Below are 24,833 nucleotides of genomic sequence, written 5' to 3' on the forward strand. Positions count from 1 at the left end.
CGCGTGCCCGAATCGACTAGCGCAGCACGATTGCCGGATCCCCGCGGCGGCGATGCACGGAGCCGAATCGCGCGTCCACGCGCAGCCATGCGGGCAAGACCCGGACCCGCACCACCTCGTCGGCGGCCACCGACTCGGGCGCGAAGTCGTCGGAGCCGACGAGTGACTGCGGCAGGAAGCCCATCGCCGTCAGCGCGAACACGCAGCGCATCGGCACGCCGACCGACGCGTCACCGGCACTGACGCGCAGCACCTCGGAATCGAGCAGCGACGCCGGCGGCCCGTGCGCGCTGCCGTGCTCCTTGGCCAATTCCAGACCCCGCCGCGCCACATCGAGCAGCACGCGTGCCGGCACGTCGTCGAGGTGCGTGAAGCCGGTCTCGGGCGGCAGGACGCCGCGCCACGCGGAATCCATCGCGAACCCCGGGTCCACGCGACCGGACGGGTCCATCGTCCGCAGCGCACCCGCCAAGGAGTCTGCGCCGGCGGACAGGTCACCCGGCGTCACCCGGCCGGCGACGACGCGACTGGCCAACACGTCGAAACCCGTTGCCACCCAGGCGACCACCTGGCCGATCCCCCGTTGCCGTAACCGGATGACCGCGGCCTCGTCCAGCCGGACGGCACGCTCGACGAAGAGCGCGAGGTCGTCGCGATGTGAGGTGTCGGCGAGCCACAGCCCGCGCTCCGTCGTCATCGGCCGAAGCGTTCGAGATACTCCCGCTGATGGGGCGCCAGGCGCACCAACTTCTGCTCCTTGATGTCGAACGCCGCCAACTGCGTCTCGGCGATGACCGCCGGCTTGGAGTCGGGATCGGCGAGCACCGACCGCACCTCGTAGCCGAGCGTGAAGTCGACCGCGCGCAACCGGTTGCACCAGATGGTCACCTGCAGCGGCGAATCCGCCAACCGCAGCTGCCCCTTGTAGCCGACCTTCACCTCGGCGATCAGCAGACCGGTGGTGGCGAAGTCGTCCTTGAAGGGTTCCAGGAGGAAGGGCACCCGGGCCTCCTCCAGGATCGTCACCATGGTCGCGTGGTTGACGTGCTGGTACATGTCGATGTCGGACCAGCGGACCGGCACCGGCGTGACGAAGCGTTCGGTCAACTGCTGGCTCCCGTTCCGCTGGTCCTGGTCATGCTGCGGATCTGCCGCGCCGCGACCGACAGCGTCGCCAGGTCCTTGTCACCGTCGGTGTAGATCTCGGTGAGCGTGCGACGCGCCCGCGCCACGCGGGAGCTGTTGGTCAGCTCCCACTCCTCGATCTTCTGCTCGCCGGTCTCCTCGGGCTCGCCGACGGCCAGCACGTCCAGGCACAGCGCCCGCACCGAGCCATAGATGTCGTCACGAATCGCCAAACGCGCCAACGAATGCCACCGATCGTCGCGTGGCAGGCCGGAGACCGCGGTGAGCAGCCCGTCGGTGCCCAGGTGGTCCATCAGCGCGAAGTACGTGTCGGCCACCTCCGCGGGTTCGCGGTCGACGATGTCGGCGATGTCGATGATGTCGAGCAGGCTGAACTGGTAGAGCCCCGTGGCCACCAGGTATGCCAGGTCCTCCGGTACGCCCTTGGCACTGAACTCGCCGGCCTCCTTGGTGACGATCGCCTTGTCGTCGCCGCGCAGCCACTCCGACATGTGCGGCGTGAGTTCTGCGACCTTCGCGGCGAACCGGTTGACCTCGGCGCCAACGGCCAGCGGCTGCGGGCGGTAGTTCATCAGCCAACGGCCGGCACGGTCGATCAGCCTGCGCAGGTCCAGCGTCATGCGGTCGGTGACCGCCACGGGGACGCCCGCCTGGCCGGCGGCACGGATGCGGTGCCACGCCCGTCCCACGCCGAAGATCTCGTCGACGGCGACGAAGCTGCGGACGGCGTCCACGGGTCCCACCCCGGTGTCCTCGCTGATGCGGAACGCGTAGGTGATGCCCGCCGTGTCGACCAGGTCGTTGACCAGCATGGTGGTCACGATCTCGCGGCGCAGCTGGTGGCTGCGGACGTCGACGCCGAAGCGGTCGCGCAGTTCGGCCGGGAAGTACTGCGGCAGCCGGGCGGCGAACACCTCTTGGTCGGGCACGTCGGTGGCCAGCAACTCGGCCTTGAGCGCCAGCTTGACGTGCGCCATCAGGGTCGCGAGTTCGGGCGAGGTCAGTCCGAGGCCCAGCTCGCCGCGACGCCGGATCTCCTTCTCCGACGGCAGCGCCTCGAGTTCGCGGTTGAGGTCGTTCTGGGCGACCAGCTCGCGGATCTGCCGCGCGTGCACGGTCAGCAGGCTGGGAGCGTTGGCCCTGCTGGTGCCCATCAGGTCGTTCTGCGAGGCGTTGTCGGCGAGCACCAGCCTGCCCACCTCGTCGGTCATCGACATCAACAGCTCGGTGCGCTCGTCGGCGCCGACCTTGCCCGCCGTGACCAGCGAATCGACGAGGATCTTGATGTTGACCTCGTGGTCGGAGCAGTCGACGCCCGCGGAGTTGTCCATGGCGTCGGTGTTGATGCGCCCGCCGGCCAGGTCGAACTCGATGCGTCCGCGCTGCGTCACGCCGAGGTTGCCGCCCTCGCCGACCACCTTGACCCGCAACTGATTTCCGTTGACGCGAATCGGATCGTTGGCGCGGTCGCCGACGTCGGAGTCGGACTCGGTCTCGGCCTTGACGTAGGTACCGATGCCGCCGTTCCAGAACAGGTCCACCGGCGCCAACAGAATGGCCTTCATCAGTGCCGGCGGCGTCATCTCCGTCACCTCGGAGGACAGCCCGAGCACCTCCCGCACCTGCGGGCTGACGGGGATCGACTTCTGCTCGCGGCTGTAGATGCCCCCGCCCTCGCTGAGCAGGCTGCGGTCGTAGTCGTCCCAACTCGAGCGCGGCAGCGCGAACATGCGGCTGCGCTCGACCCACGAGCTGGCGGCGTCGGGGTTCGGATCCAAGAAGACGTGCCGGTGGTCGAACGCGGCGACGAGGCGAATGTGCTTCGACAGCAACATGCCGTTGCCGAACACGTCACCGCTCATGTCACCGACGCCGACGACGGTGAAGTCCTCGCTCTGCGTGTCGACACCCATTTCGCGGAAGTGCCGCTTGACCGACTCCCACGCGCCCTTGGCGGTGATGCCCATGGCCTTGTGGTCGTAGCCCACCGAGCCGCCGGATGCGAAGGCGTCACCGAGCCAGAAGCCGTAGGACTTCGCGACGTCGTTCGCGATGTCGGAGAACGTCGCGGTGCCCTTGTCGGCGGCCACCACCAAATAGGCGTCGTCGCCGTCGCGGCGGACCACGTCGTCGGGCGCGACGACCCGGCCCGAGGCGGTGTCGACGTTGTCGGTGACGTCGAGCAGTCCGCTGATGAACAGCCGGTAGCACGCCACGCCCTCGGCGCGCAGGGCATCCCGGTCCGCGGCGGCATCCCCGGTGGGTGCCGGCGAGCGCTTCAGCACGAACCCGCCCTTGGCGCCGACGGGCACGATCACCGCGTTCTTCACCGCCTGCGCCTTGACCAGACCCAAGATCTCGGTGCGGAAGTCCTCGCGCCGGTCCGACCACCTCAGACCACCGCGGGCAACGTTGCCGAACCGCAGGTGCACCCCCTCGACTCGCGGCGAGTACACGAAGATCTCGTATTTCGGCCGTGGCAGCGGCAATTCGTCGATGAGGACCGGGTTCAGCTTGACCGACAGCACGTCACTGGCTCGCGCCGACCCCGTACGCGTGACGAAGTAGTTGGTGCGCAGCGTCGCCTGGATCATCGACGCGAAGGCCCGCAGCACCCGGTCGGTGTCCAGGCTCACCAACGCCTCGATGTCGGACGCGACCGCAGCCGCGGCGGCCTGGGCCGCCGAGTTGGCGTCGGTGCCCGACGAATCCGCCGTGGGGTCGAACACGGCCTCGAACAGCCGGACGAGTGCGGCCGCGGTGTGCGGGTGGTCGTTGACCACGGTCTCGATGTGCGACTGGCTGTACGGGAACCCGGCTTGGCGCAGGTACTTGGCGTAGGCCCGCAGCACGGTCACCTGCTGCCAGGTGAGCCCGGCCCGCATCACCAGTTCGTTGAACCGGTCCACCTCGACGCGTCCCTGCCAGATGGCGGTGACGGCGTCGGCGAATCGCGTTGCCGCGGCGGCGCGTTCGTCGGCGTCTGCGGCGTCGGGGATCGACGGGTTGATGGCGATCTTGAACTGGTAGATCCAGACCGGAAGGCCGTCGGGCCGGGTCACGGTGAACGGCCGCTCTTCGAGCACGACGACGCCCATCGACTGCAGCATGGGCAGCAGCTCGCTCAGCGACGCCGAGCGGCCGCCGAGGTACCACGTCAGCTGCGCGGCGTGGTCTGCACCGCTGTCGGCGAACACCAGCTTGACCGAGTCATCGGTGAGCTGCTCGATGATCTCGATGTCGGCGATGGCATCGGTGGGGCTGAACGCCTGCTTGTAGACCTCGGAGAACGCCGCGGCATAGTGCTCGGCGTGCCGGTGTCCGATGGCGCCGTCCTTCACGGCGCCGATGAGCCGGTCCCCCCACGTCCTGGCGGCCTCGGTCAGCAGATCCTGGATGCGCGCCTCGTTGCCCGGTGACGCGTCGACCGAGGCCGGCTGGGTGCCGTCGGGCAGCTTGACCGTGAAGTGCACCACCGCCCAGGGTGATTCGCTGACGCGCGCGGTGTACTCGATCGACACACCGCCGAGTTCGCGCACCAGGATGTCCTGCATCTCGAGCCGCACCGCGGTGGTGTACCGGTCACGCGGCAGGTACACCAGGCACGACACGAAGTGCGCCAGATTGTCGGCGCGCAGGAACAGCAGCGCACGACGGCGCGAGCCGAGATCGACGACGGCCTTGGCCATCTCGAACAGATCGGGCGCCGACAGCGAGAACAGCTCCGGGCGCGGGATGGTCTGAATGATGTCGAGCATCAGCTGCCCGGGGTGGCTGGGGTCGCCGTGCGACAACGCCAGCGCCTCGTTGACGCGTCGCGCGATCAACGGGATCTCGAGCACGTTGGCGTTCATCGCGGCGACGGCGAACAGGCCCACGAAGCGATGCTCGATGGTCTGCCCGCCGGGGGCGTTCTCCCTCACCACGACGATGTAGGGGTAGGCCCCGTAGCGCAAGAAGCTCGGCATCGTGGCATGCGCCAGCACCAGCAGATCGTCCTCGCCCGTCAGCTGCGGCAGCACGTCGGTGCGCAGCTTGAGCACGCCCAGCCTGCTGGCGGGCTCGACCGACGCGCGCCCGTCGCGCACCGCGCAGCGCTGATAGCCCAGCAGGACGAAGTGCCCGGCAGCCAGCCAGCGCAGCAGCGCCGCCACGTCGCGGCGGTCGGGGCCCAGGAAGTGCCCCGAGACGTCTGCGTCGAGGGCGTTGGCCAGACCCACCAGCGTGGCGTTCATGGCGCCGGCGTCCACGGCCACCTGCCGCGCATCGGCCAGCACGCTGGGAAGGAGGGCGGCGGCCTCGGACACGGCCTTGGCGTCGGTCGACGGCGACAGCTCGACGTGAATCCACGCTTCGTCGATGCCGTCGCGCGGCGCCTCCGGGTCGGCGACGGGGCGGATGTCGAGCAGCTCGCCCGCGGGGCTCCGTCGGACGCGGAACACCGGGTTCATGATGGCCAGGTAGGCGACCCCGAGACGGTGCAGCAGCACCGTCACGGAGTCCATCAGCATGCTCGCGGCGTCCGTCACGATCTGGATGGCCGGGCCGACGCCGGACTGGTCGCCCGACGCGTACACGGCGACCTTGGTCTCGCCGACGGCGCGCACCTGACCCACCTTGTTGTGGGCGGCCAGCAGCGCGGGCGTGACGAGGCTGGGCGTGTCCGCCCGCGAGATCGGCGCGGTGACGGCGGCGTCGGCGGCGGGCGCGTCCCCGTGCGGACCCTGATGCGTCTGCAGGTACGCCCGCGCAAGGACCTCGCGCGGATCCTTGTTCAGAATGATCGTCGCCTCGGTCGAGCCGTCGAACGCCCTGCCGCTTCCAGGACTCACCGTCATCCCAATCCGCTCCTAGCTACGCGACCACGCTGGCACGCAGATGCGACATTAGTCCCGCGTCAGGCGGCGATGCGTGACCCGGTGCGGACGCGCGGCTTCGATACCGAGTCGTTCCACCTTGTTCTCCTCGTAGGCACCGAAGTTGCCCTCGAACCAGAACCACTTGGCCTCGTTGTCGACATCGCCCTCCCACGCCAGGATGTGCGTGCAGGTGCGGTCCAGGAACCATCGATCGTGCGAGATCACCACGGCGCAACCGGGGAACGCCTCGAGCGCGTTCTCCAGGGAGCTGAGGGTCTCCACGTCGAGGTCGTTGGTCGGCTCGTCGAGGAGGATCAGGTTGCCGCCCTCCTTGAGCGTGAGCGCCAGGTTCAGCCGGTTGCGCTCGCCGCCGGAGAGCACGCCCGCGGGCTTCTGCTGATCGGGTCCCTTGAAGCCGAACGCCGACACGTACGCCCGCGACGGGATCTCGTTCTGGCCCACCTCGATGTAGTCCAGGCCGTCGGAGACGACCTGCCACACGTTCTTGTTGGGGTCGATGCCCGCACGGCTCTGGTCGACGTAGCTCAGCTTGACCGTCTCACCGACCTTGACGACGCCGCTGTCGGGCTGCTCCAGGCCGACGATGGTCTTGAACAGCGTGGTCTTGCCGACGCCGTTGGGGCCGATGACGCCGACGATGCCGTTGCGCGGCAGCGTGAACGACAGGTCCTTGATCAGCGCGCGGCCCTCGAAGCCCTTGTCCAGGTGCTCGACCTCGACCACCACGTTGCCGAGGCGCGGCGGCGTGGGGATCTGGATCTCCTCGAAGTCGAGCTTCCGCGACTTCTCGGCCTCGGCGACCATCTCCTCGTAGCGACCCAGGCGTGCCTTGTTCTTGGCCTGCCGTGCCTTGGCCCCGGAACGCACCCAGGCGAGTTCCTCCTTGAGGCGCTTCTGCAGCTTCTGGTCCTTCTTGCCCGCGACTTCGAGGCGCTCGGCCTTCTTCTCGAGGTAGGTCGAGTAGTTGCCCTCGTAGGGGTAGGCCCGACCGCGATCGAGTTCGAGGATCCACTCGGCCACGTTGTCCAGGAAGTACCGGTCGTGCGTGACGGCGAGGATGGCGCCCTGGTAGTCGGCGAGGTGCTGCTCGAGCCACAGCACGCTCTCGGCGTCCAGGTGGTTGGTGGGCTCGTCGAGCAGCAGCAGGTCGGGCTTGGACAACAGCAGCTTGCACAGCGCGACGCGGCGCTTCTCACCGCCGGAGAGGTGGGTGATGGGCTCGTCGGGCGGGGGGCAGCGCAGCGCGTCCATGGCCTGCTCGAGCTGGGAGTCGATGTCCCACGCGTCGGCGGCGTCCAACTCCTCCTGGAGCTTGCCCATCTCCTCCATGAGTTCGTCGGAGTAGTCGGTGGCCATCAGCTCGGCCACCTCGTTGTAGCGGTTCAGCTTCGCCTTGACGGCGACGCCGTCCTCGACGTTCTGCCGCACGGTCTTGGTCTCGTCGAGTTCCGGCTCCTGCATGAGGATGCCGACCGATGCCCCGGGCGCCAGGAAGGCGTCGCCGTTGTTGGGTTGGTCGATGCCGGCCATGATCTTCAGCACGCTCGACTTGCCGGCCCCGTTGGGCCCGACGACGCCGATCTTTGCGCCAGGAAGGAAGTTCAGCGTGACGTCGTCGAGGATGACCTTGTCGCCGTGCGCCTTGCGGACCTTCCGCATCGTGTAGATGAATTCGGCCATGAAAGTTGCCGTCGCCTTTCCGTCCTCGGGTGATGCCCGTCGACCATCCTAGGCGTGGGCAGCCGCCCGTCCTCGCGGGCACTCACGCGGGTGGATTCCGGCGGCGCCGGGGCGGCCCGGAGCCGGCGCCGAGGCGCACCCCGCTCCGCGGGAACCCACCCGGCGCGCTCATGCCGACAGCGACAGCGTGGCCTCCTCGGCAGCCGGGCCGACGGACGGCGCCGCGGGGTCGACCGCCTCGGGGTCGGTTGCGTCGGGGTCGGTTGCGTCGGGGTCGGTTGCGTCGGGGTCGTCGGAGCCGTCAATGGCGTCGCTGGAACTGACCGTCGGGGCGCCACCGGCCGGCCGCCGGACGGACGTGATCGGTGCGCTGCAGCGCGACAGGTCGGGCCCGACCGCCACGGCGCGCACCTCCGTCGAGGACCGCCGGTTGTTCTCACCGTCGAGGTACTCGTTGGTGTACAGCCGGCCGATGACCACCACCGGATCACCCTTGACCAGCGATCCGCCGACCCCGGTGGCCAGCGCGCCCCAGCAGGTGACGGTGACGTACAGGGGGTCGCCGGGACCCCAGCTGCCGTCGGGCATCCTGCGCCGCGAATTGCTCGCGACGCGCAGCCGCGTCAGGTCCTGGTCACCGACCCTGCGGCGGACGGGTTCGGCCACGATGTTGCCGACGATGTGAATGGGCGTCTCGAACACGAGCGGATCCTCCTTCGCATCGGCGGGACCCGGTGCCCCGCCGATGCGACCATTGACCGCGCCCGCTCCGACGCAGGGGGCACACCCTCGGCGCCGTCGGCGCCCGGCTGGGGATGAAGGCGCGTTTGGGGATGGAACCGCTCAGCGGGTGCCCGACTCGCGGCGGCTCAGTTCGGCCAGCATGGCGTTGTAGGCCGTCAGGTCGGCGTCGTCGTCGCGGTCGGCGGCGCGATCCAGCCGCTTGGCGGTGCGTCGATCGCTGCGTGTCCACTGGATGAGCAGTGCGATGAGCACCAGCACCAGGGGCACCTCGCCCGCCGACCATGCGATGCCGCCACCCAGCTTCTGGTCGCCGAGCAGGTCGGTGTGCCAGGGCAGCTTGAGCGACTCGTAGAACGTGCGGGCCAGTACGTCCTGGCTGCCCATCATGACGACGCCGAAGAACGCGTGCAGCGGCAGTGACGCGAACACGACGGCGAGTTTGGCCAGGTGCGGGATGGGCCGCGGGGTCGGGTCGACGCCGATGACGACCCAGTAGAACAGGTAGCCGCTCAGCAGGAAGTGCAGGTTCATCGCGACGTGCGCGGCGTGACTGCCTGCCGCGACGTCGAACAATCCGCCGAGGTAGAGCCCGTAGAACCCCACGACGAACAGCAGCAGTGCCACGACCGGATGCGTGAGGAATCGCGAGAACTTGCTGTGCAGCGCGGCCAACAACCATTCCCGCGGACCGGGCGGATCGTCGCGGCTCGCCGCCGGCAGCGCCCGCAAGGCCAGCGTCACCGGAGCCCCCAGCACCAGGAGCACCGGCACCAGCATCGACAGCAGCATGTGCGCCGCCATGTGGACGCTGAACATCGCGGGCATGTAGCGGCCGACGCCGGACGACGTCGCGATCAGCAACGCGCCGCACCCCAGCAGCCAGGCGAGCGTGCGGCCCATGGGCCAGGCGTCGCCGCGGCGGCGCAGCCGCACCACGCCGGCCACGTAGACGGCGGCGAACACCAACGCCGCCGTACCGAAGATCAGGTCGAACCGCCAGTCGAACAGCAGGCGCGCGGCCGTGGGCGGACCTGGGAGGTCGTAGCCGATCTCGACCTCGGTGATCGAGGGGTTGAGCGTGACGGGCGGTGGCGGCGGGGTGCGGCCCAGCGCGACGGCGATGCCGAACGTCACGGCGAACACGACGGCCTCCACCAGGGCCAGGCGCATCAGCGCGCCCCGATCCCCCGGATCGCGCGCCAGCGCCGCGACGCCGCGGCGGCGCTGCTGCCAGCCGATGCCGCCCAGCACGCACAGCGCCACGACCTTGGCGACGATCAGCCAGCCGTAACTGCTCGTGAACAGGTCCGACGGCCGCACCCGCACCAGGGCGTTGACCACCCCCGACACCGCCATCGCCGCGAAACACCACAGGGCGACGGCGGAGAACCGCCGCGCGGCGAGGTCGGCATCGCGGCCGTGGCGCACCACCAGCGCCAGCAGCGCGAAGAGTCCGCCGGCCCAGACGGCGCCGGCCACCAGGTGGATGATCAGGCTGTTGGTGGCCAGGTCGTGGGAGCCGCCCGACGAGGAGTGGCCGGACAACCCCAGCGGCAGCAGTGTCACCAACGACCCCGCGAACAGCAGCGGCGTCCACGACCAGCGCAGCACGGGGATGCTGGTGATCGTCACGATCGCGGCCAACGCGGCCGCCCACCGCCACAGCCCGGCCGTCTCGACCAGGCCCGCCACCGACCAGACGTCGGCGAGACCCAGACGTCCCGTGAGTGGTTGTCCGGTGACGTCCGAGGCCGTCAGCGGCACCAGCAGCGCGGCACACACCGCCCACGTCCCGGACGCCACCGTGCCGGTGCGCAGTGCTCGATAACCGGCGACGTCGAGGACGCCCGACTTCTGCGGGGGCACCAGGAAGGCCGCCATGAGAAACGACCCGACCGCGACGACGGCGGCGATCTCGCCGGCGGCCCGCACGAAGGGCAACCCGTAGTTGGTCACCGGTCCCGGGTTCGGCAACCCGGTGGCGGTCAGCGCGTCGGCGAGCGCCAGCGCCGCGAGCCCCGCCGCGACCGCGCCCGCCAGTACGCCGAGGCCGATCAGGATCGGGGTCACCGCGGCACCGCGGGTGCGGCCAGAGGCGACGGTGGTCATCAGACCAGGGTATTGCGGTGCGCCGACCGACCGTTATCTGGCAGCCGCACGCCGCCGCTGTTCGCGCACCACGAACTGCTCGCGGGCCCGCCGCTCGATCTCGTCCATGTCGGCCAGGATCGAGCGCAGCTCGGCGAGGAACGCCGCCCGGCGTTCGGCGAGGTCCGGTGCCGCGGCCAGCAGGTTCTGGTCGGCACACACCTGCCGCGCGGTGGTGAACAGCAAGGCCGACACCGACTCGTTGCTGCGCACGCGGTCTTGCGCGACGTACTGCGCGCCGAGACCCAGGGCCCGCCCCACGAGATCCTTCTCACTGACGTCGGCGGGGGCGTCGCGCAGGACGTCGGCCACGATCTCGTACGCCTCGAAGAACGGTCGCAGCATGGCGCCTGCCAGCAGCGGCCGCTTCTCCTGCAGCATGGCGCCGATGTGTTCGCCGCCCGCGGTCACGTCGCGCTCCCACGCGGTGCCGTCGTCCTCCGACGACGACGTGGGCAGCCAGGACATCTCCTCGGCGACGTGGTCGCGGAATGCGGCGGAGTCCGCGAAGTAGAACTCGAACTTGAGCAGGTCGCGCAACCGCATCGCCTGCTCCCAGAACACGTCGAGCCGGTCGGCCGACGAATCCGGGTTGGCGGCATCGAACCGCGCCACGTGCGCCAGCGCCAACTCGACGATGGAGGTCTCGAGGAACGCGTCCACGAGCGTGTTGCGGTAGAACGCCGCCTCGTGCTCGTTCTCGGGCGCGATGCGCCACACCGGCTCGCGACCGCCGTCGACGCGAGTGACGGGGTGTCCGTTCGACAGCGCGTCCACGGCCGCTCGCACCCCGTCGGGTGTCCGCAGCCGCAGCGCGCTGTTGGTCATCGGGGTCTGCTTGCGTTCCAGGTAGTCCAGCGCGTCCTGCATCGTGTGGTGTAGCTGATCGAGCGTCAGCGCGACGCCGCGGGTGGTCAGCAGCAGGGCCGACACGAGTGCCGTGGCGTTGATCGGGGTGGCACGCAGGATGCGCCAGGCCACCTCGAAGGCCATCTTCTGCATCGCCAGTCGCTTGGCGTCCTCGTCGGTGGTCATGGGACCGCCCGGTTCACCCAGGTAGTCGCGCATCGAGACCGCTTCCGGGAAGCGCACGTAGATCTTGCCGTAACTGCGCTCCCCCTGCGCCTTGATGTAGTTGTACATCCACGACAGCCCCTCGGGGGTCTTCTCGCCCCCGCGCGCGTACGCCGCGTACTCCGCCGTCTCGTGCAGCTGATCGAAGCTGATGGACACGGGTTGCAGCAGGATGTCGTCACTGCGTCCGTCGAGATACGCATCGGCGACGTAGGCCAGCAGACCGAGCTTGGGCGGCAACATCTTTCCGGTGCGGGACCGAGTGCCCTCGATGGCCCAGCTGAGGTTGAACCGCTTCTCCACGATGTAACCGACGAACTGCCGCAGCACGTACTTGTACAGCGGGTCGTCGAGCTTGCGGCGCAGGAAGATCACGCCGGAGTGCCGCATCAGCGGACCCATGAAGCCGAACGACAGGTTGATCCCGGCGAACGTGTGCACCGGCGGCAGCCGGTTCTCCTGCATGGCCACCGGGACGATCACGCCGTCCAGGTAGGACCGATGCGAGAACAGCAGGACGGCCGGATGGCTCTCCAGCGCCTCGCGCATCACCTCGACCTGGGCACGGTCGTAGTCGACGTTGGGATCGAAACCACGGCTGAAGATGGCCCGGCCCAGCGACGGGATGAGGTCCACCGAGAACCGGCTCCACCCGGTGGACAACTCGTCGAGCATGGCGCCGGCCTTCTCGATGGACGCGTCCGGGATCCGTTCCAGACCTTCCCGGAACCGCGCCGACGCCAGCATCTCCGGCTTCACCAGCCGCGGGGACTTGTACTCGGGCCCGAGCAGGCGCAACTCCACGCGCTCGATGGCGAGTTCGGCCCGGCGCAACACGAAACGTGCGAATTCCCGGGGGTTCTCGGCCAGCGTGTGCTCGCTCCACTGCCGGTGCAGTTCGGCGACGGTGGCGGGTTCGCCGTTCACGACGCGGGCCCGCGACGCGTCGCGCGCAAGGATGCGGTGTTGCAACACCTTCGGCGGTCGGTACGTGTCGCGACCGGACAGTAGGGCAACCACCTTGGAGCGCGTGGGCAGCCCCCCGGGCACCCAGAACACCCGCACGGGGACGACCGATCGATTCTCGTCGGCCTCCAGCAATTCGACGAGACTGGCCAGCACCGTCGCAGGCGGGTCGTCGTCGCCGGGCAGCTCGAGCACCTCGATGCGCGCTTCGGGGTGGCGGCTGCGCTGCTGGGCGAGCCAGTCGTCGAGCAGTTCGCGTTCGGCGGGCGAGGCGACGGCCGCCAGGACGAGGGCGTCGCCGGTGGGATTGAAGGTGGCGAACTCGTCGGCGGAAACCTTCACGGACGTCCCTTCACCGGATGCGTGCCCGAGTCGCCATCACCAGTGGGACGTCCGTCGGCGGCGGCCTTCTTCGCAGGCGTCGTGGCGGGGTCCTTCTTGGCAGGGGCCTTCTTGACGGCGGCCTTCTTGACGGCGGCCTTCTTGACGGCTTTCTTGGCGGGAGCCTTCTTGGCCGGCGACGTCTTCGCGGCTGGGCGCTTCGCGAGCCCCCCGTCGTCCGACCCCGCATAGGGCGGCCGGCTCGTCAGGTCCCCGGGCAACCCGTCGAAGGGCCAGTCCGCCAGCGTGTCCAGGTACAGCTGACGCACCGCGGCGATCTTCTCGGTGAGGTTCTCGGTGGTCCAGTCGTCGACCGGGATGGGCGGCAGCACCGCGACGTCCACCGAGCCCGCACTGAAGGTGCTGGAGTTGCGCTCGGCGATGATCTCGGCGTTGCGGATCACGATGGGCACGATCGGGACTCCGGTCGCCATCGCGATGCGGAACGGACCCTTCTTGAACTCGCCGACCTCCGTGGTGTCCAGCCGCGTGCCCTCCGGGGCGATGAGCACCGAAAGACCCTTGCGGGCAAGCTCTTCCATCTTGTGCAAGCCCTCCACCGCGGCCTTGGGATCGTCGCGGTCGATGAACGCCGCATCCATCACCTTGCCGATGGTCCCCATGAGCGGGTCGCTCTCGAGTTCCTTCTTGCCGACGGAGGTGAAGTTGTCACTGATCAAGCGGCCGGCGATGAACGGATCAGCCTGATTGCGGTGGTTGAAGATGAACACCGCGGGGCGTTGAGCCTTCAGGTTCTCCTCCCCCACCACGTCGAGGTCGATGCCGATGACGCCGAGCAGCAGTCGGGTCCACGTGCTGGTGAAGAAGTTCACCCCGGTACGACGGTTGCGGGTGAGCAGGCCGACCCCGATGGCGCCCGCCGCCGCAGGCACCAGCGACGCGATGCCCGCGACGGTGCGCAGCTGCGAGACGGGGCTGGATCCGCTGCGGCTGGTGAAGCGCAGAATGGGCCAACCACGTTTGAGCGCAACGGCTTCGAGCTTGCCGCCGGGATTGGTGGGGCGCGGATTGCCCACCAGGTACATCAGGGCGACGTCCTCGTCTCCGTCGGCGTAGAAGTAGCTCTTGGCCAGATCGACGCCGTTCTGCGCGGCGAAGGCTTGCACCGCTCGCGCCTTGCCCGGCCCCCAGATGATGGGCCGCCGGACCTCGCCGGTGACGAGCCCGTCGTCGTCGGTCTCGAACACGTTGCTCAGCACGTTGGAGATGCCGAGGAACTTGGCCACCGGCTCGACCTGGACGGTCAGCGCCGACGAGCTGAGGACCACGGTGTGTCCGCGAGCCATGTGGGCGTGCACCATCGCCCGCATCTCGGGATAGATGCGCTTCTGCACCGACTGCACGAACAGGCGCTCACCGAGTTCGTCCAGGTCGCTCAGCGAGTTGCCGTGCAACATCCTGGCACCCTTGCCGATGAGGTCCTCGAACTCCGAGCGACCGAGCTGGTGGTTCAGCCCGGCCTGCACCATGCCGATGAACTCGGCTGCGCTCATCTGCCCGCGGCGCAACCGATCTCGCGTCATGAGGACGCCGGTGAAGCCGGCGACCAAGGTGCCGTCGAGGTCGAAAAACGCGCCCACTTCCGGACCCGGGGGGCTCGCCTGGATCTCGGCGACCGAGCCCGGCAGGCGCAGGCTGCGCTTGTCCTGTCCATTCTGCGAACTCATTGCGGCGCACTCCGTCTCGCGGTCGACGTGTCATCGGTGGCTGGGTTTTTCTGCGGCCCGGCAGCAGTGAACGACGCAGGCACGGCGCGGCCGTCACCGCCGAGAGCGAGCACCTCGTCGAAGCCCTCGACCAGGCAGGTGGCCCACAGCTCGGCATCGGTGATCGAGGCGCGGTCGTAGCGGGTGGTGACCGTGCAGTAGCCAGCCCGTGACACCAGCACGACCATCATCGCGACGCCGGGCAACGGCCCCAAGCCGTAGTGCCGCAAGATCTTCGCACCCGCGATGAACGTGTCGCCGGGGTAGATGGGGACGTTGCTGGCCTGCACGTCGGATGCCACCACGTTGCCCGCGACGGATTCCAGCACGCTGTCGGGGAGCAGGCTGAGCACGGGCGCCATCGAGCCCACCAGGTCGATGGCTCGTTCCTCGCGCTTCTCGGTCATCTGCTTGCGCACCTCGCGGATCCGTTCAACGGGATCGACGATGCCCACTGGCGCGGCCAGGTTGACGCCGGCGAAGCGGTTGCCGCCGGAGGGGTCGTCGCTCGACCGCAGGTTCACCGGTACCGCCATGGGCACGGTGGTGACCGGCAGGCCATTGGCCTCGTGGTAGCGGCGCAGCGCGCCGCACAGGCCGGCGAGGTAGGCGTCGTTGATCGAGCCGCCGGCCGCCTTGCTGGCTGCGCGCAAGTCCCCGAACGCGATGTCGATGGCCTCGCTGCGCGAGGCGAGGCTGCGGCGGCGCAGCAGCGGTGAGTGTTCCGAGACCGGGCCCATCACGCGCGCACCCGAGCGGGCGTAGTCGACCACGCCCCCGACGGCCCCGACGGGGTTGCGCACCACGCGGCCGACGGTACCCAGCGCTCCCCCGATGACGCCGCGCACCCTGCCTGCGATGTTGCCGGGCAGTCGGTTGATGCCCTCGCGCATGAGGTCGTTCGGCGACAGGTCCTGCGGGATGGGCAGCGGCGCCTCGCGCTCGTCTGCTGGATCGCGTTCCAGGTCGTAGAGGTTGGCGAACATCTCGACACCACCGACGCCGTCGGTCACGGCGTGACTCAGGTGCAGGATGGTGGCCGCACGACCACCCTCGAGGCCCTCGACGAGCGTGGCCGACCACAGCGGGCGGGTGATGTCCATGGGCGACTGCAGCGCCACCTCGGCGATGTCGAGCACGTCACGCAGCGTGCCGGGCTCGGGTGCCCGAATGCGCCGGACGTGGAAGTCCAGGTTGAAGTCGGGGTCCACCACCCAGCGCGGCGCCGCGGTGGGAAGCGTCGGCATCACCACGCGTTGCCGTAGGCGCAGCACCTTGCGCGATGCCTGCTCGAAGTTGTCGCGGAACCGCGTCCAGTCCGGCGTGGTGTCGAGCAACTCGACACCCATGATCCCCGACCGGGTGCGGGGGTTGGCCTCGCCGCGGTGCAGCAGTTGATCCACCGGGCTCAGTTCCTCGGGAAGTCCGGCCGCATCCAACTCCGGCACGTCACTCATCCCGTGCTGCCTCCTCGCATGGTCGACATGTCGGCCACCACGCTAGTCGGCGCGCTGCCGCGGCGAGTACCAATCGACGTTGCCGCGGGTGGCTGAACGTCCGCTGGGAAGTACACTGCTGCGTGCGTTGCCTCCGTAGCTCAGTTGGATAGAGCAAGGGCCTTCTAATCCCTAGGTCGCAGGTTCGATTCCTGCCGGGGGCGCTCCGTGATCGAGTGGGGCGGTCGGTTCAGGGCCGCCGCGGTGCCCGTCTCAGGGCCACCTCAGTGGTCGTGACGGGCCGCCTCGGGAGTGGTCGCGTCGGGAAACGCCGACGGTGTCGCACCCTGCTCTTCGGTGCCGCTGCCCGCAGCCGTCGCAGTCGTCGGCTGGGTCCGCAGCACCGCCGGGCGGCGACGCTCGGGCAGCGCCCACAGGGCCCCGGCGAACGCCGCGACCACGGCGACGGCACCGGCGGCGATGGCCACGGCCGGGGCCGTCGGGAACACGTGCTCGAGCACCATGAACGCGCCGAAGAGCAGGAAGAGCGCCGCGGCTCCGATCTGGATGAGCCGCTCGGGCAGGTGCTTGCCGGCGACGGCGCCGACGATGATGGCGAGCCCGTCGGCGACCACCATGCCGATGGTCGATCCGATCCACACGCCCAGCCAGTCGTGATCGGCCGCGAGGGTGACCGTGGCCAGCATGGTCTTGTCACCGAGTTCGGCCAGGATGAAAGCCGACATCACCACGAAGAACGCGGGGGCCGCGGCCTTCTCCGTCTTCGACTTCTCCTCGTCGGAAAGCGTGTCGCCCCGCAGGGTCCACAGCCCGAAGAACACGAACATGATGCCTGCCAGCAGACCCATGAGGCCCGTCGGCAGCGCGGCACCCAGGTAGTGACCGATGGCCACCGACAGGACGTGCACCATCGTGGTCGCCGCCGCGATGGCCGACAACACCACCCACCACTTGTAGCGCAGGGCGAACATCATCGCGACGAGTTGAGTCTTGTCCCCCAGTTCGGCGATGAAGATGACGGCAAAGCTCAGTAGCACTGCGGACAGCAACGACGGCTCCTCGGTCCGAGATCACCGGCCAGGAGGGCACGCCTCCGGCCGACGACACGTGTGGTCACGACCGAAGGTCTCGCCCACCGGCGTCATCGCCGGTTCGGGGCACCGGGCGCGCGATCACTCGCTGCGCCAGTATGTCGACGTCCCGATTGGGGGGCTACTCCCCTTCGTTGCCACCACCATAGCCGCGCCGCTTGCGCCCACGCAACTCCAAAAGCGCGAAAGCCCAACCACAGCAATAATTTTGGTAGCACTGCGGGAATCTTTCGGGTTCCCTGAAACGGGTGCGCGCGAAGCCGCAACATCGCTTCGGGGCGGGTCGTCGTCACCGGCGCCGGCGACACGAGGTACACAGGACCGCGATGCCCAGCCCCGATGCCGAGAATCGCCTGCAACCTCGCCCCGCCTCCGGTTACGTGTTCTGCACCTCCTGGCCCGTGGCGACGGGCGACATCGACGGCGAACTGCACCTGCGCCTCGACGGCGTGGCCCGCTACGTCCAGGAGGTGGGCGCCCAGAACCTCGTCGACGCCGGCGAGGCCGAGGAACATCCCCACTGGCTGGTACAGCGCACGGTCATCGACGTCATCGAACCCATCGAATGGCCGAACGACCTGACGCTGCACCGCTGGTGTTCGGCGCTGTCCACCCGCTGGTGCACCATGCGCGTGGGCATCGAGGGCGCCGAGGGCGGTCGCATCGAGACCGAGGGCTTCTGGATCGCCATCAACGAGCGCACCCTGACGCCGCAGCGCGTGTCGGACAGCCTCATCGCGCGCTTCGCGAGCACCACCGAGGTCCACCGGCTGCGGTGGCGCCCATGGCTCGACGATCCCGACGACGCCGACTCGTCGCTGCCGTTCGCGTTGCGCCGCACCGACATCGACATCTTCGAGCACGTCACCAATACCGCCTACTGGCATGCCGTACACGAGGTCATGGCCGTGGCACCCGAGGCCTGCCGGGCGCCGTTCCGCGCGGTCGTGGAGTACCGCAAGCCCATCAAGTACGGCGAGGACGTGACGATTCGGTTCGTCCGTCGGGATCAGTCGATCCACGCGGCGCTCTGCGTCGGCGACGAGGTGCGCGCCGCCGTCCTGGTGCGCTCGCTCTGACCGGTTCGCCACGGCTGGACCACAAGGATCCCGTGGTCGCCGATGCGGTCTATTATCTGCGTATGAATGCAGACAAGCAGCCAGCTGAGAGGTTGGACGACGACCAGGCAGCCTTGGTGGTCGAGGTGTTCCGCATGCTCGCCGACTCCACGCGCATCCAGGTGCTGTGGGCACTGGTCGACGGCGAGCGCTCGGTGAACGAACTCGCCGAGCACGTCGGCAAGCCGGCGCCGTCGGTATCCCAACACCTGGCCAAACTGCGCATGGCACGACTCGTCAGCACGCGTCGGGCCGGCACGACGATCTACTACAGCCTCGAGAACTCCCACGTCCGCCAGTTGGTCCGCGACGCCGTCTTCAACGCCGAACACGCCGGGCCCGGCATCCCGGCCCATCACCGTCACGACGACGCCACGCCCAGGGCCGCGCGGCCACGCGCCGCCGGCCATTCCTGATCGTGCGAAACGCAGTGATGAACGGCGTCTTTCGACGACTGTTCGCAGCGCAGGTGGTGGCGCTCGTCGGTACCGGTCTGTTGACCGTCGCGCTGGCGCTGCTCGCCGACGACGTCGCCGGGCCCCGGGCCGGCGCCGTTCTGGGAACCGCATTGGCCGTCAAGATGGTCGCCTACGTCACGGTGCCTCCCGTGGCCTCGACCCTGCTGCATCGACTGCCGACGCGAGCCGTACTCGTCGGCGCCGACGTCACCAGGGCCGCCGTCGCGCTGTCACTGCCGTTCGTCACGGAGCCCGGCCAGATCTACCTGCTGATCTTCGCACTGCAGGCCGCGTCGGCGACCTTCACGCCGACGTTCCAGGCCGTGATCCCCGCCGTGCTCGTCGACCCGGACGACTACACCCGCGGGCTGTCGCTGTCTCGGCTTGCCTACGACATGGAATCCCTGGCGAGCCCGACTCTCGCGGCCGCGCTGCTGACCGTGATGAACTTCAGCACGCTGTTCTACGGCACCGCCGCGGGATTCATCGCCTCTGCGGTCCTCGTCATCTCGACCCGGCTGCCGCAGACCGCCACCACCCGCGAATCCCGATCACGTTGGAGCGAGGTGACGCTCGGCGCTCGGATGATGCTCCGGCAGCCCACCCTGCGAGCACTGCTGGCACTGAACCTCGTCGTGGCGAGCGCCACGGCCCTCGTGGTGGTGAACACGGTGATCTACGTTCGCGAGTACCTGCACGCACCGGGTTCCGCGGTCGCAGCGTTGTTGGCCTGCCAAGGGGCCGGTTCGATGATCGTGGCGCTCGCCCTGCCGCGCATCCTGCACACCACCGGTGACCGCCCGGCGATGCTCACCGGAGCCGTGTGCGCCACCGGCGGACTGACGGCAGCCACCGTGCTGCTCCTCGCACGACCCGAAGGTGTCTGGGCCTGGGTGGCGTTCGGCGCCACCTGGGTCGTGCTGGGGGCCGCGACGTCTGCCATCAGCACCCCGTCGGCTCGGCTGCTCCGCGACGCATCCGACGCCACCACCCGAACCGCCGTGTTCAACGCTCAGTTCTCGCTGTCGCACGCCTGCTTCCTGCTCACCTATCCGGTAGCGGGGTGGATGGGCGCCTCCATCGGAGAACCGGTGGCCGTCGCGGCGTGCGCCGCACTGGCCACCGTGGGCACCGTGCTCGCGGTCCGCGCCTGGCCGCGCTCATCGCTCGGCGGCCCGCCGCCCATCACACCCGGCGGCCCGCCGCCATCACACCCGGCGGCCCGCCGCCATGCCCCCTCCGTCAACAGCCGCAACCCGTTCAACGCCACCACGATCGTCGACCCTTCGTGACCGGCGACGCCGAGCGGTAACGGCAACTCGCCGAACAGATCCCACAGCACCAGGGCGACGATCACCGAACCCGCGACGACGAGGTTCGCGATCACCACCCGGCGCGCGCGCATCGCCAACCGAACGACGGTCGGCACGGGGCTCAGTTCGTCACGCACCGTCACGACGTCCGCGGTGTCGATGCTCAGGTCGGACCCGCTGCGCCCCATGGCGATCGAGGCATGTGCGACGGCCAACGCCGGGGCGTCGTTCACACCGTCACCGACCACCAGCACCCGGTGCCCGGCACGTTCGAACTCGGCCACCGCGGCCGCCTTCTCGTCCGGCAGCAGCCCCCAGCGCACGTCGTCGATGCCGACCTCGGCCGCCACCCGCCTCGCGGCCGCCGCGTTGTCCCCGGTGAGCAGCACCGCCTCGCCGGACGTCACGGCGGTCACCCGGCGCACCGCGGCGGCGGCGTCCGGCCGGATCAGGTCGGTCAACGCGATCGTGCCGCAGACCTCGTCGTCGACCTCGACGGCGACCACCGTCGCACCCGGGTCGAACCGGTTCGCGGCATCTCCTGGAGTCCGAGACTCGGAGGTCACCACGGCCACTCGTCGACCGTCCACCACGGCCCGCACTCCACACCCGGGCACCGCCACGAAGTCGGACACGTGTCGCGACGACGTCGGGCCCGCCGCCGCCACGATGGCCCTCCCGAGCGGATGTTCGCTGTAACGCTCTGCGGCAGCGGCCAATTCGAGCAGCTCGCGCTCGCTCGTCCCGGGTTCGGACAGGATGCCGCACACCCGCGGTTCGCCGCGGGTCAGCGTACCCGTCTTGTCGAAGGCGACGGTGTCGACGCCGGCGAGCCGCTCGAGCGCGACCGCCGACTTCACCAGCACCCCGTGACGGCCGGCATTGGCGATCGCCGACAACAGCGGAGGCATGGTGGCCAGCACCAGCGCACACGGCGACGCCACGATCATGAACGTCATGGCACGAAGCAATGTCGACCGAAGATCCTGGTCGAACAGCAGCGGGATGGTCAGCAGCGCGACCGTCGCGACCACCACGATGGTGGAGTAGCGCTGTTCGATGCGTTCGATGAACAGCTGCGTCGTCGCCTTCGTCGCCGACGCCGCCGCGACCATGTCCACGATGCGCGCGACGACGGTGTCCGCCGGGTCGGCCGTGACGCGGACGCGCAGCGCCCCACTGCCGTTGACGGTGCCCGCGAACACGTCGGCCCCGATCGCCTTGCGCACCAGCACCGACTCTCCGGTGATCGATGCCTGGTCGACGTCGGAGGCACCGTCGACCACCACGCCGTCGGCCGAGATCCGTTCCCCCGGACGAATCAGGACGTGGTCGCCCACGGCCAACTCGGCGACGTCCACCTCGACCTCGTCGGCAGCGTCGCCGGGTCCGACGCGGACGGCGCGCTGCGGTGCGAGCGTCAGCAGGCCGCTGACGCTGTCCGCGGTGCGGCGGGTCGCGACGTCCTCCAGCGCTCCCGACGACGCGAAGATCACGATGAGCAGGGCGCCGTCGAGGTACTGACCGATGGCAGCGGCGCCGAGTGCCGCGACGATCATCAGCAGGTCGACGTCGAGTCGCCTGTCGCGCAACGCCTTCAGACCTTCCAGGGTGGGCTGCCAACCGCCCGCGACATAGCACGCCGCGAACGCGCTTCCCACGATGAAGGCCGATGCGCCGACGGCCCGTGCCACGACTCCGATCACGAACGCGGCCAGCGCGACCGTGGCCCAGCGCACCGATGGAACGGACCACAGCAACCGGGCCATGGCACCGGCGCGGGCACCGCGGCCGGATGGGGGCGTCGAGGCTTCCCTGGTCAGCGTTTCCGAGCACGTCACGCATACATGTATACATGTACAAATCTAGAGGTGTCACGTCCTGACGGGGTCGCGTGCTTGAATTGACGGCATGGGCCATGGCGTGGAGGGGCGATCGACCCCGCCGGCGACCCTGGACGCCGCCGCCGCCGCGAAGGTCGCCGAGACGCTGCAGGCGCTCGCGTCCCCCAACCGCCTCCTCATCCTCACCCGACTGCGCCAATCACCGTGCACCGTCACCGACCTGGCGAATGCCGTCGGCATGGAGCAGCCCGCGGTATCGCATCAGCTTCGACTCCTCCGCGCCCTCGGCCTCGTCGCCGGGGATCGCCACGGACGCAACATCGTCTACCGGCTCTACGACAACCACGTCGCCCTGCTGCTCGACGAGGCCGTCTACCACATCGAGCACCTACGCCTCGGCGCGCGCGACACCACTGCCTGAGCGCCCTCGATCACCGAAATTCGGCCTCACTGCCCGAGACCGTCCCGCACGCTCGGGGGTCACCCTAGGCTGAGCCCCCGTGACCGATCTGCAGACCCCTGCGCCCCCTCGACCACCTCACCGACCACGACTCACCCAGAAAGCCGCCGCCTTCGGCCTTGCCGCCGTGCTGCTTTCCATCGTGCTCGTCCCTCAGCTCCTCGACGCCGTTCTCCCGGAACGGGAATGGGCCACCGAGGCCGCATCTGGCTCCGCGGTCGACATCGTCTCGGCCGACGGCACCGTCGTCGACGTCACCGTGCCCGACGGATGGGAGAGCCAGGACGAGGGCAACCGGGTCTATCTGCGCGGCGAGGACACCACGGTGATCGTCGGCGTGTACGACCGTGAGGGCCGCGACGTGCGGGCGCTCGCCGATCGCCTGATGCGACTCGACCGCATCCGCGGCACGACGTCGACGTGGGACGGCGGCCGGATCAGCTCGTCGAACGGGTCGCTGACCGGCGACACCTGCGTCACCGTCATCGTCGACGACTCCACTGGCACTTGCGCTTTCGTGGCCGACGACGACGTCGTGATCTCGGTGGTCTCCCTGGCGGCACCCGGAGCCGCGGCGCGTCCGGTGCAAGACGTCATCGACACCATCACGAGGAGCACCGAGTGACCACCGACGTCACCGAACGCCCCGCGCTCGCCGCGCGCGTCCCCGTGGTCTACCGGCCCGACTCCGCCGTCTTCTGGCTCTACGTGGCGTTGGTGGTCATCGGAACGTATGCCCTGGTGGTCGGCAACGGCATCGCCATTCGAGAGACCTTCGACGCCCAGCTGATCCTGGGGCCCATCTGGGCGCTGTTCGTCGCCGCCCTGATCTGGCTGATGGTCGCCTTCGACCCCTACCGCAGCGTTCGCCGTTACCCGCAGGGGCTGGTGGCTGGCACGGCGTTGGGCGCCACCATGGCGTCGTCGCTGGCCATCCCGGGCAACGATGCGGTCGATGCCCTGTGGGCACGCGTCGTCGACCCCGACACGTTCGCCGCTTGGTCGGCGGCGCTCACCGCACCCATCGTCGAAGAGGCCGCCAAGGCCGCCTGCGCCGCGGTGATCCTGGTGCTGTGTTCGGCGGTGTTCCATCGGGTCTCGCACGCCCTGATGGTCGGAATGTTCGTCGGGCTCGGCTTCGACGTCATCGAAGACCTCACCTACGCCGCGGTGGGTGCGCTGAACAGCCTGGACAACGACGTGTTCGGCGCTTCTGGCGAAGTCGAGGTCCGAATCCTCACCTCGGTGCCGTCGCATTGGGCGTTCGCGGCGCTCACGTCGGTCGCGGTCCTGCTGCTGCTCCCGTCGTTCTCGCAGCGCGCCGCGCTGTCGCTCGGCCCGCGACTAGCACTGTCGGTGGCGTTGTTCGCCAGCGCCTGGTTCCTGCACTTCTTCTGGGACTCGCCGCTGATGCGCGACCACGTCCTGCTCAAGGTCGCGATCAACGTGGCCATCTTCGTGGCATGGGCCGTGTGGCTGCAGCGTTTCGAACGCCGGTGGGTCGCCGCCCGCATCGAGGCGCTTCGCGGATCGTTGACCGCGCCACCCGAAGTGCTGGACTCCTTGACGTCCTTCCGGAGTCGCCGAGCGCTGCGCAAGCAGGCCCGCCGAAACGGCGGACGGTCCGCCGCCCGCGCCGTGAAGCGCAGACAGCGGACCGCCCTCGACGAGATCCAGGCAACCGGCTAGGGATTACCAGCGTCCGTTCGCCGGTGCCGTCGCAGGCGGCGGCGCCGGCGCGGCGGGCGCACCCGGCCGGGGGGCCGACCAGTCTGGCGTCGAGCAGACGACGTCGGTCGGCAGTGTGATCTGCGACGGCAGGGGCACACCGAGCCCGCTGATCGACGGCAGGTTCAGGGCGGGCAGGGCGAACAACCCGCCCTCGCCCGGCACCAACGCCGGCTGCGGCACGTATTGCGTGGCCAGCGCCGCAGCACCCGTCAGCGGGGCGATGACCTCGCCCGGCATGGGGTTCACCGCAGCCAGCGGTCCGAAGAGACCCGAACTCGCCGCCGCCGGCACGCCGCCCGCGGCCTGGGTCACGACACCGCTGGCCGCGCCGCCACCGGCACCACCACCACCGGCACCACCCGCACCACCACCGGCCGCACCACCACCACCAGCACCGCCACCGGCCGCGCCACCACCGGCGCCACCACCAGCACCGCCACCGGCCGCGCCACCACCGGCGCCGCCGCCCGCACCACCACCGGCACCAGCACCGGGGACCGCCGCCGCAGCGGCTTCAGACGCGGGGGCCAGGACGGGAGCGGCCACCGGAGCAGCGACCGGAGCCGCCGGTCCGCCAACCGGCGGCAGCACGGCCGCCGACTGATCGATCGCGGC

The 24,833-nt window shown here is 69.6% G+C and carries 18 protein-coding genes, 1 tRNA gene and 1 pseudogene; 7 read left to right on the forward strand and 13 right to left on the reverse strand.

Annotated elements, in window-relative coordinates; translation table 11 throughout:
- Positions 1 to 16 precede the first annotated feature (16 nt).
- The 9 genes from AC30CM_RS02405 to AC30CM_RS02445 all read right to left on the reverse strand — a co-directional run bounded on the left by AC30CM_RS02405 (position 17) and on the right by AC30CM_RS02445 (position 16,203).
- Positions 17 to 697 (reverse strand): DUF8010 domain-containing protein, encoded by a 681-nt coding sequence (locus AC30CM_RS02405; RefSeq protein WP_490115220.1) that lies wholly within the window; start codon positions 695 to 697, stop codon positions 17 to 19.
- Positions 694 to 1,107, reverse strand: coding sequence for an acyl-CoA thioesterase (locus AC30CM_RS02410; RefSeq protein WP_490115221.1), 414 nt, complete (start codon positions 1,105 to 1,107; stop codon positions 694 to 696). Before AC30CM_RS02410 ends, AC30CM_RS02405 begins: the two co-directional genes overlap by 4 nt.
- The gene (locus AC30CM_RS02415; protein WP_490115222.1) at positions 1,104 to 5,984 is read right to left on the reverse strand and encodes an NAD-glutamate dehydrogenase; all 4,881 of its coding nucleotides are present in this window, start codon (positions 5,982 to 5,984) and stop codon (positions 1,104 to 1,106) included. The genes AC30CM_RS02410 and AC30CM_RS02415 overlap by 4 nt, the downstream gene beginning before the upstream one ends.
- Before the next feature lie 48 nt (positions 5,985 to 6,032).
- Positions 6,033 to 7,706: an energy-dependent translational throttle protein EttA gene (gene ettA, locus AC30CM_RS02420; protein WP_490115223.1), complete on the reverse strand. Its 1,674-nt coding sequence runs from the start codon at positions 7,704 to 7,706 to the stop codon at positions 6,033 to 6,035.
- Positions 7,707 to 7,874: 168 nt separating this feature from the next.
- Positions 7,875 to 8,408, reverse strand: coding sequence for a single-stranded DNA-binding protein (locus AC30CM_RS02425; RefSeq protein ID WP_490115224.1), 534 nt, complete (start codon positions 8,406 to 8,408; stop codon positions 7,875 to 7,877).
- A gap of 141 nt (positions 8,409 to 8,549) precedes the next feature.
- A complete protein-coding gene (locus tag AC30CM_RS02430) occupies positions 8,550 to 10,559 on the reverse strand; it encodes a bifunctional copper resistance protein CopD/cytochrome c oxidase assembly protein (RefSeq protein WP_490115225.1) in 2,010 nt (669 codons plus the stop codon).
- Positions 10,560 to 10,592: 33 nt separating this feature from the next.
- A complete protein-coding gene (locus tag AC30CM_RS02435; RefSeq protein WP_490115226.1) occupies positions 10,593 to 12,980 on the reverse strand; it encodes a glycerol-3-phosphate 1-O-acyltransferase in 2,388 nt (795 codons plus the stop codon).
- Positions 12,977 to 14,707 carry an HAD-IB family hydrolase gene (locus AC30CM_RS02440; RefSeq protein ID WP_490115227.1) on the reverse strand — a complete coding sequence of 577 codons (1,731 nt, stop codon included), beginning with the start codon at positions 14,705 to 14,707 and terminating at the stop codon, positions 12,977 to 12,979. Before AC30CM_RS02440 ends, AC30CM_RS02435 begins: the two co-directional genes overlap by 4 nt.
- Positions 14,704 to 16,203 (reverse strand): wax ester/triacylglycerol synthase family O-acyltransferase, encoded by a 1,500-nt coding sequence (locus AC30CM_RS02445; protein ID WP_490115228.1) that lies wholly within the window; start codon positions 16,201 to 16,203, stop codon positions 14,704 to 14,706. The genes AC30CM_RS02440 and AC30CM_RS02445 overlap by 4 nt, the downstream gene beginning before the upstream one ends.
- 129 nt (positions 16,204 to 16,332) lie before the next feature.
- Here AC30CM_RS02445 and AC30CM_RS02450 point away from each other — a divergent pair.
- Positions 16,333 to 16,406 (forward strand) — tRNA-Arg (locus AC30CM_RS02450).
- Between the two features lie 60 nt (positions 16,407 to 16,466).
- Here the strand turns inward: AC30CM_RS02450 and AC30CM_RS02455 are convergent.
- Complete coding sequence (locus tag AC30CM_RS02455) at positions 16,467 to 17,252, reverse strand: TMEM165/GDT1 family protein (RefSeq protein WP_490115229.1); 786 nt, start codon at positions 17,250 to 17,252, stop codon at positions 16,467 to 16,469.
- Positions 17,253 to 17,620: 368 nt separating this feature from the next.
- On the opposite strand from AC30CM_RS02455, the gene AC30CM_RS02460 reads away from it, so the two are divergent.
- The 3 genes and pseudogenes from AC30CM_RS02460 to AC30CM_RS02470 all read left to right on the forward strand — a co-directional run.
- Positions 17,621 to 18,373, forward strand: a complete 753-nt coding sequence (locus AC30CM_RS02460; RefSeq protein ID WP_490115230.1) for an acyl-[acyl-carrier-protein] thioesterase — start codon at positions 17,621 to 17,623, stop codon at positions 18,371 to 18,373.
- Between the two features lie 62 nt (positions 18,374 to 18,435).
- The gene (locus AC30CM_RS02465) at positions 18,436 to 18,828 is read left to right on the forward strand and encodes an ArsR/SmtB family transcription factor (RefSeq protein WP_490115231.1); all 393 of its coding nucleotides are present in this window, start codon (positions 18,436 to 18,438) and stop codon (positions 18,826 to 18,828) included.
- Positions 18,829 to 18,845: 17 nt separating this feature from the next.
- Positions 18,846 to 19,760: pseudogene (locus tag AC30CM_RS02470) on the forward strand (MFS transporter); the annotation flags it as partial.
- 158 nt (positions 19,761 to 19,918) lie between these two features.
- Here AC30CM_RS02470 and AC30CM_RS02475 read toward each other — a convergent pair.
- On the reverse strand, positions 19,919 to 22,024 hold the full coding sequence (locus AC30CM_RS02475) for a heavy metal translocating P-type ATPase (protein WP_490115232.1): 2,106 nt from the start codon (positions 22,022 to 22,024) through the stop codon (positions 19,919 to 19,921).
- Positions 22,025 to 22,094: 70 nt separating this feature from the next.
- On the opposite strand from AC30CM_RS02475, the gene AC30CM_RS02480 reads away from it, so the two are divergent.
- The 3 genes from AC30CM_RS02480 (at position 22,095) to AC30CM_RS02490 (ending at position 24,176) form a co-directional block, all read left to right on the forward strand.
- On the forward strand, positions 22,095 to 22,448 hold the full coding sequence (locus AC30CM_RS02480) for an ArsR/SmtB family transcription factor (RefSeq protein ID WP_490115233.1): 354 nt from the start codon (positions 22,095 to 22,097) through the stop codon (positions 22,446 to 22,448).
- A 166-nt stretch (positions 22,449 to 22,614) separates the two neighbouring features.
- The gene (locus AC30CM_RS02485; protein WP_490115234.1) at positions 22,615 to 23,112 is read left to right on the forward strand and encodes a hypothetical protein; all 498 of its coding nucleotides are present in this window, start codon (positions 22,615 to 22,617) and stop codon (positions 23,110 to 23,112) included.
- Positions 23,109 to 24,176 carry a PrsW family glutamic-type intramembrane protease gene (locus tag AC30CM_RS02490; RefSeq protein ID WP_490115235.1) on the forward strand — a complete coding sequence of 356 codons (1,068 nt, stop codon included), beginning with the start codon at positions 23,109 to 23,111 and terminating at the stop codon, positions 24,174 to 24,176. Before AC30CM_RS02485 ends, AC30CM_RS02490 begins: the two co-directional genes overlap by 4 nt.
- Before the next feature lie 3 nt (positions 24,177 to 24,179).
- Here AC30CM_RS02490 and AC30CM_RS02495 read toward each other — a convergent pair whose 3' ends face one another.
- Together AC30CM_RS02495 and AC30CM_RS02500 are read right to left on the reverse strand one after the other, a co-directional pair.
- Complete coding sequence (locus tag AC30CM_RS02495; RefSeq protein ID WP_490115236.1) at positions 24,180 to 24,530, reverse strand: hypothetical protein; 351 nt, start codon at positions 24,528 to 24,530, stop codon at positions 24,180 to 24,182.
- Positions 24,527 to 24,833, reverse strand: a 307-nt coding sequence (locus AC30CM_RS02500) for a hypothetical protein (RefSeq protein WP_490115237.1), incomplete at its 5' end; no start/stop codon positions are given. The genes AC30CM_RS02495 and AC30CM_RS02500, both read right to left, overlap by 4 nt.

Source organism: Mycobacterium sp. DHQP2018-32-09, assembly GCF_058148405.1.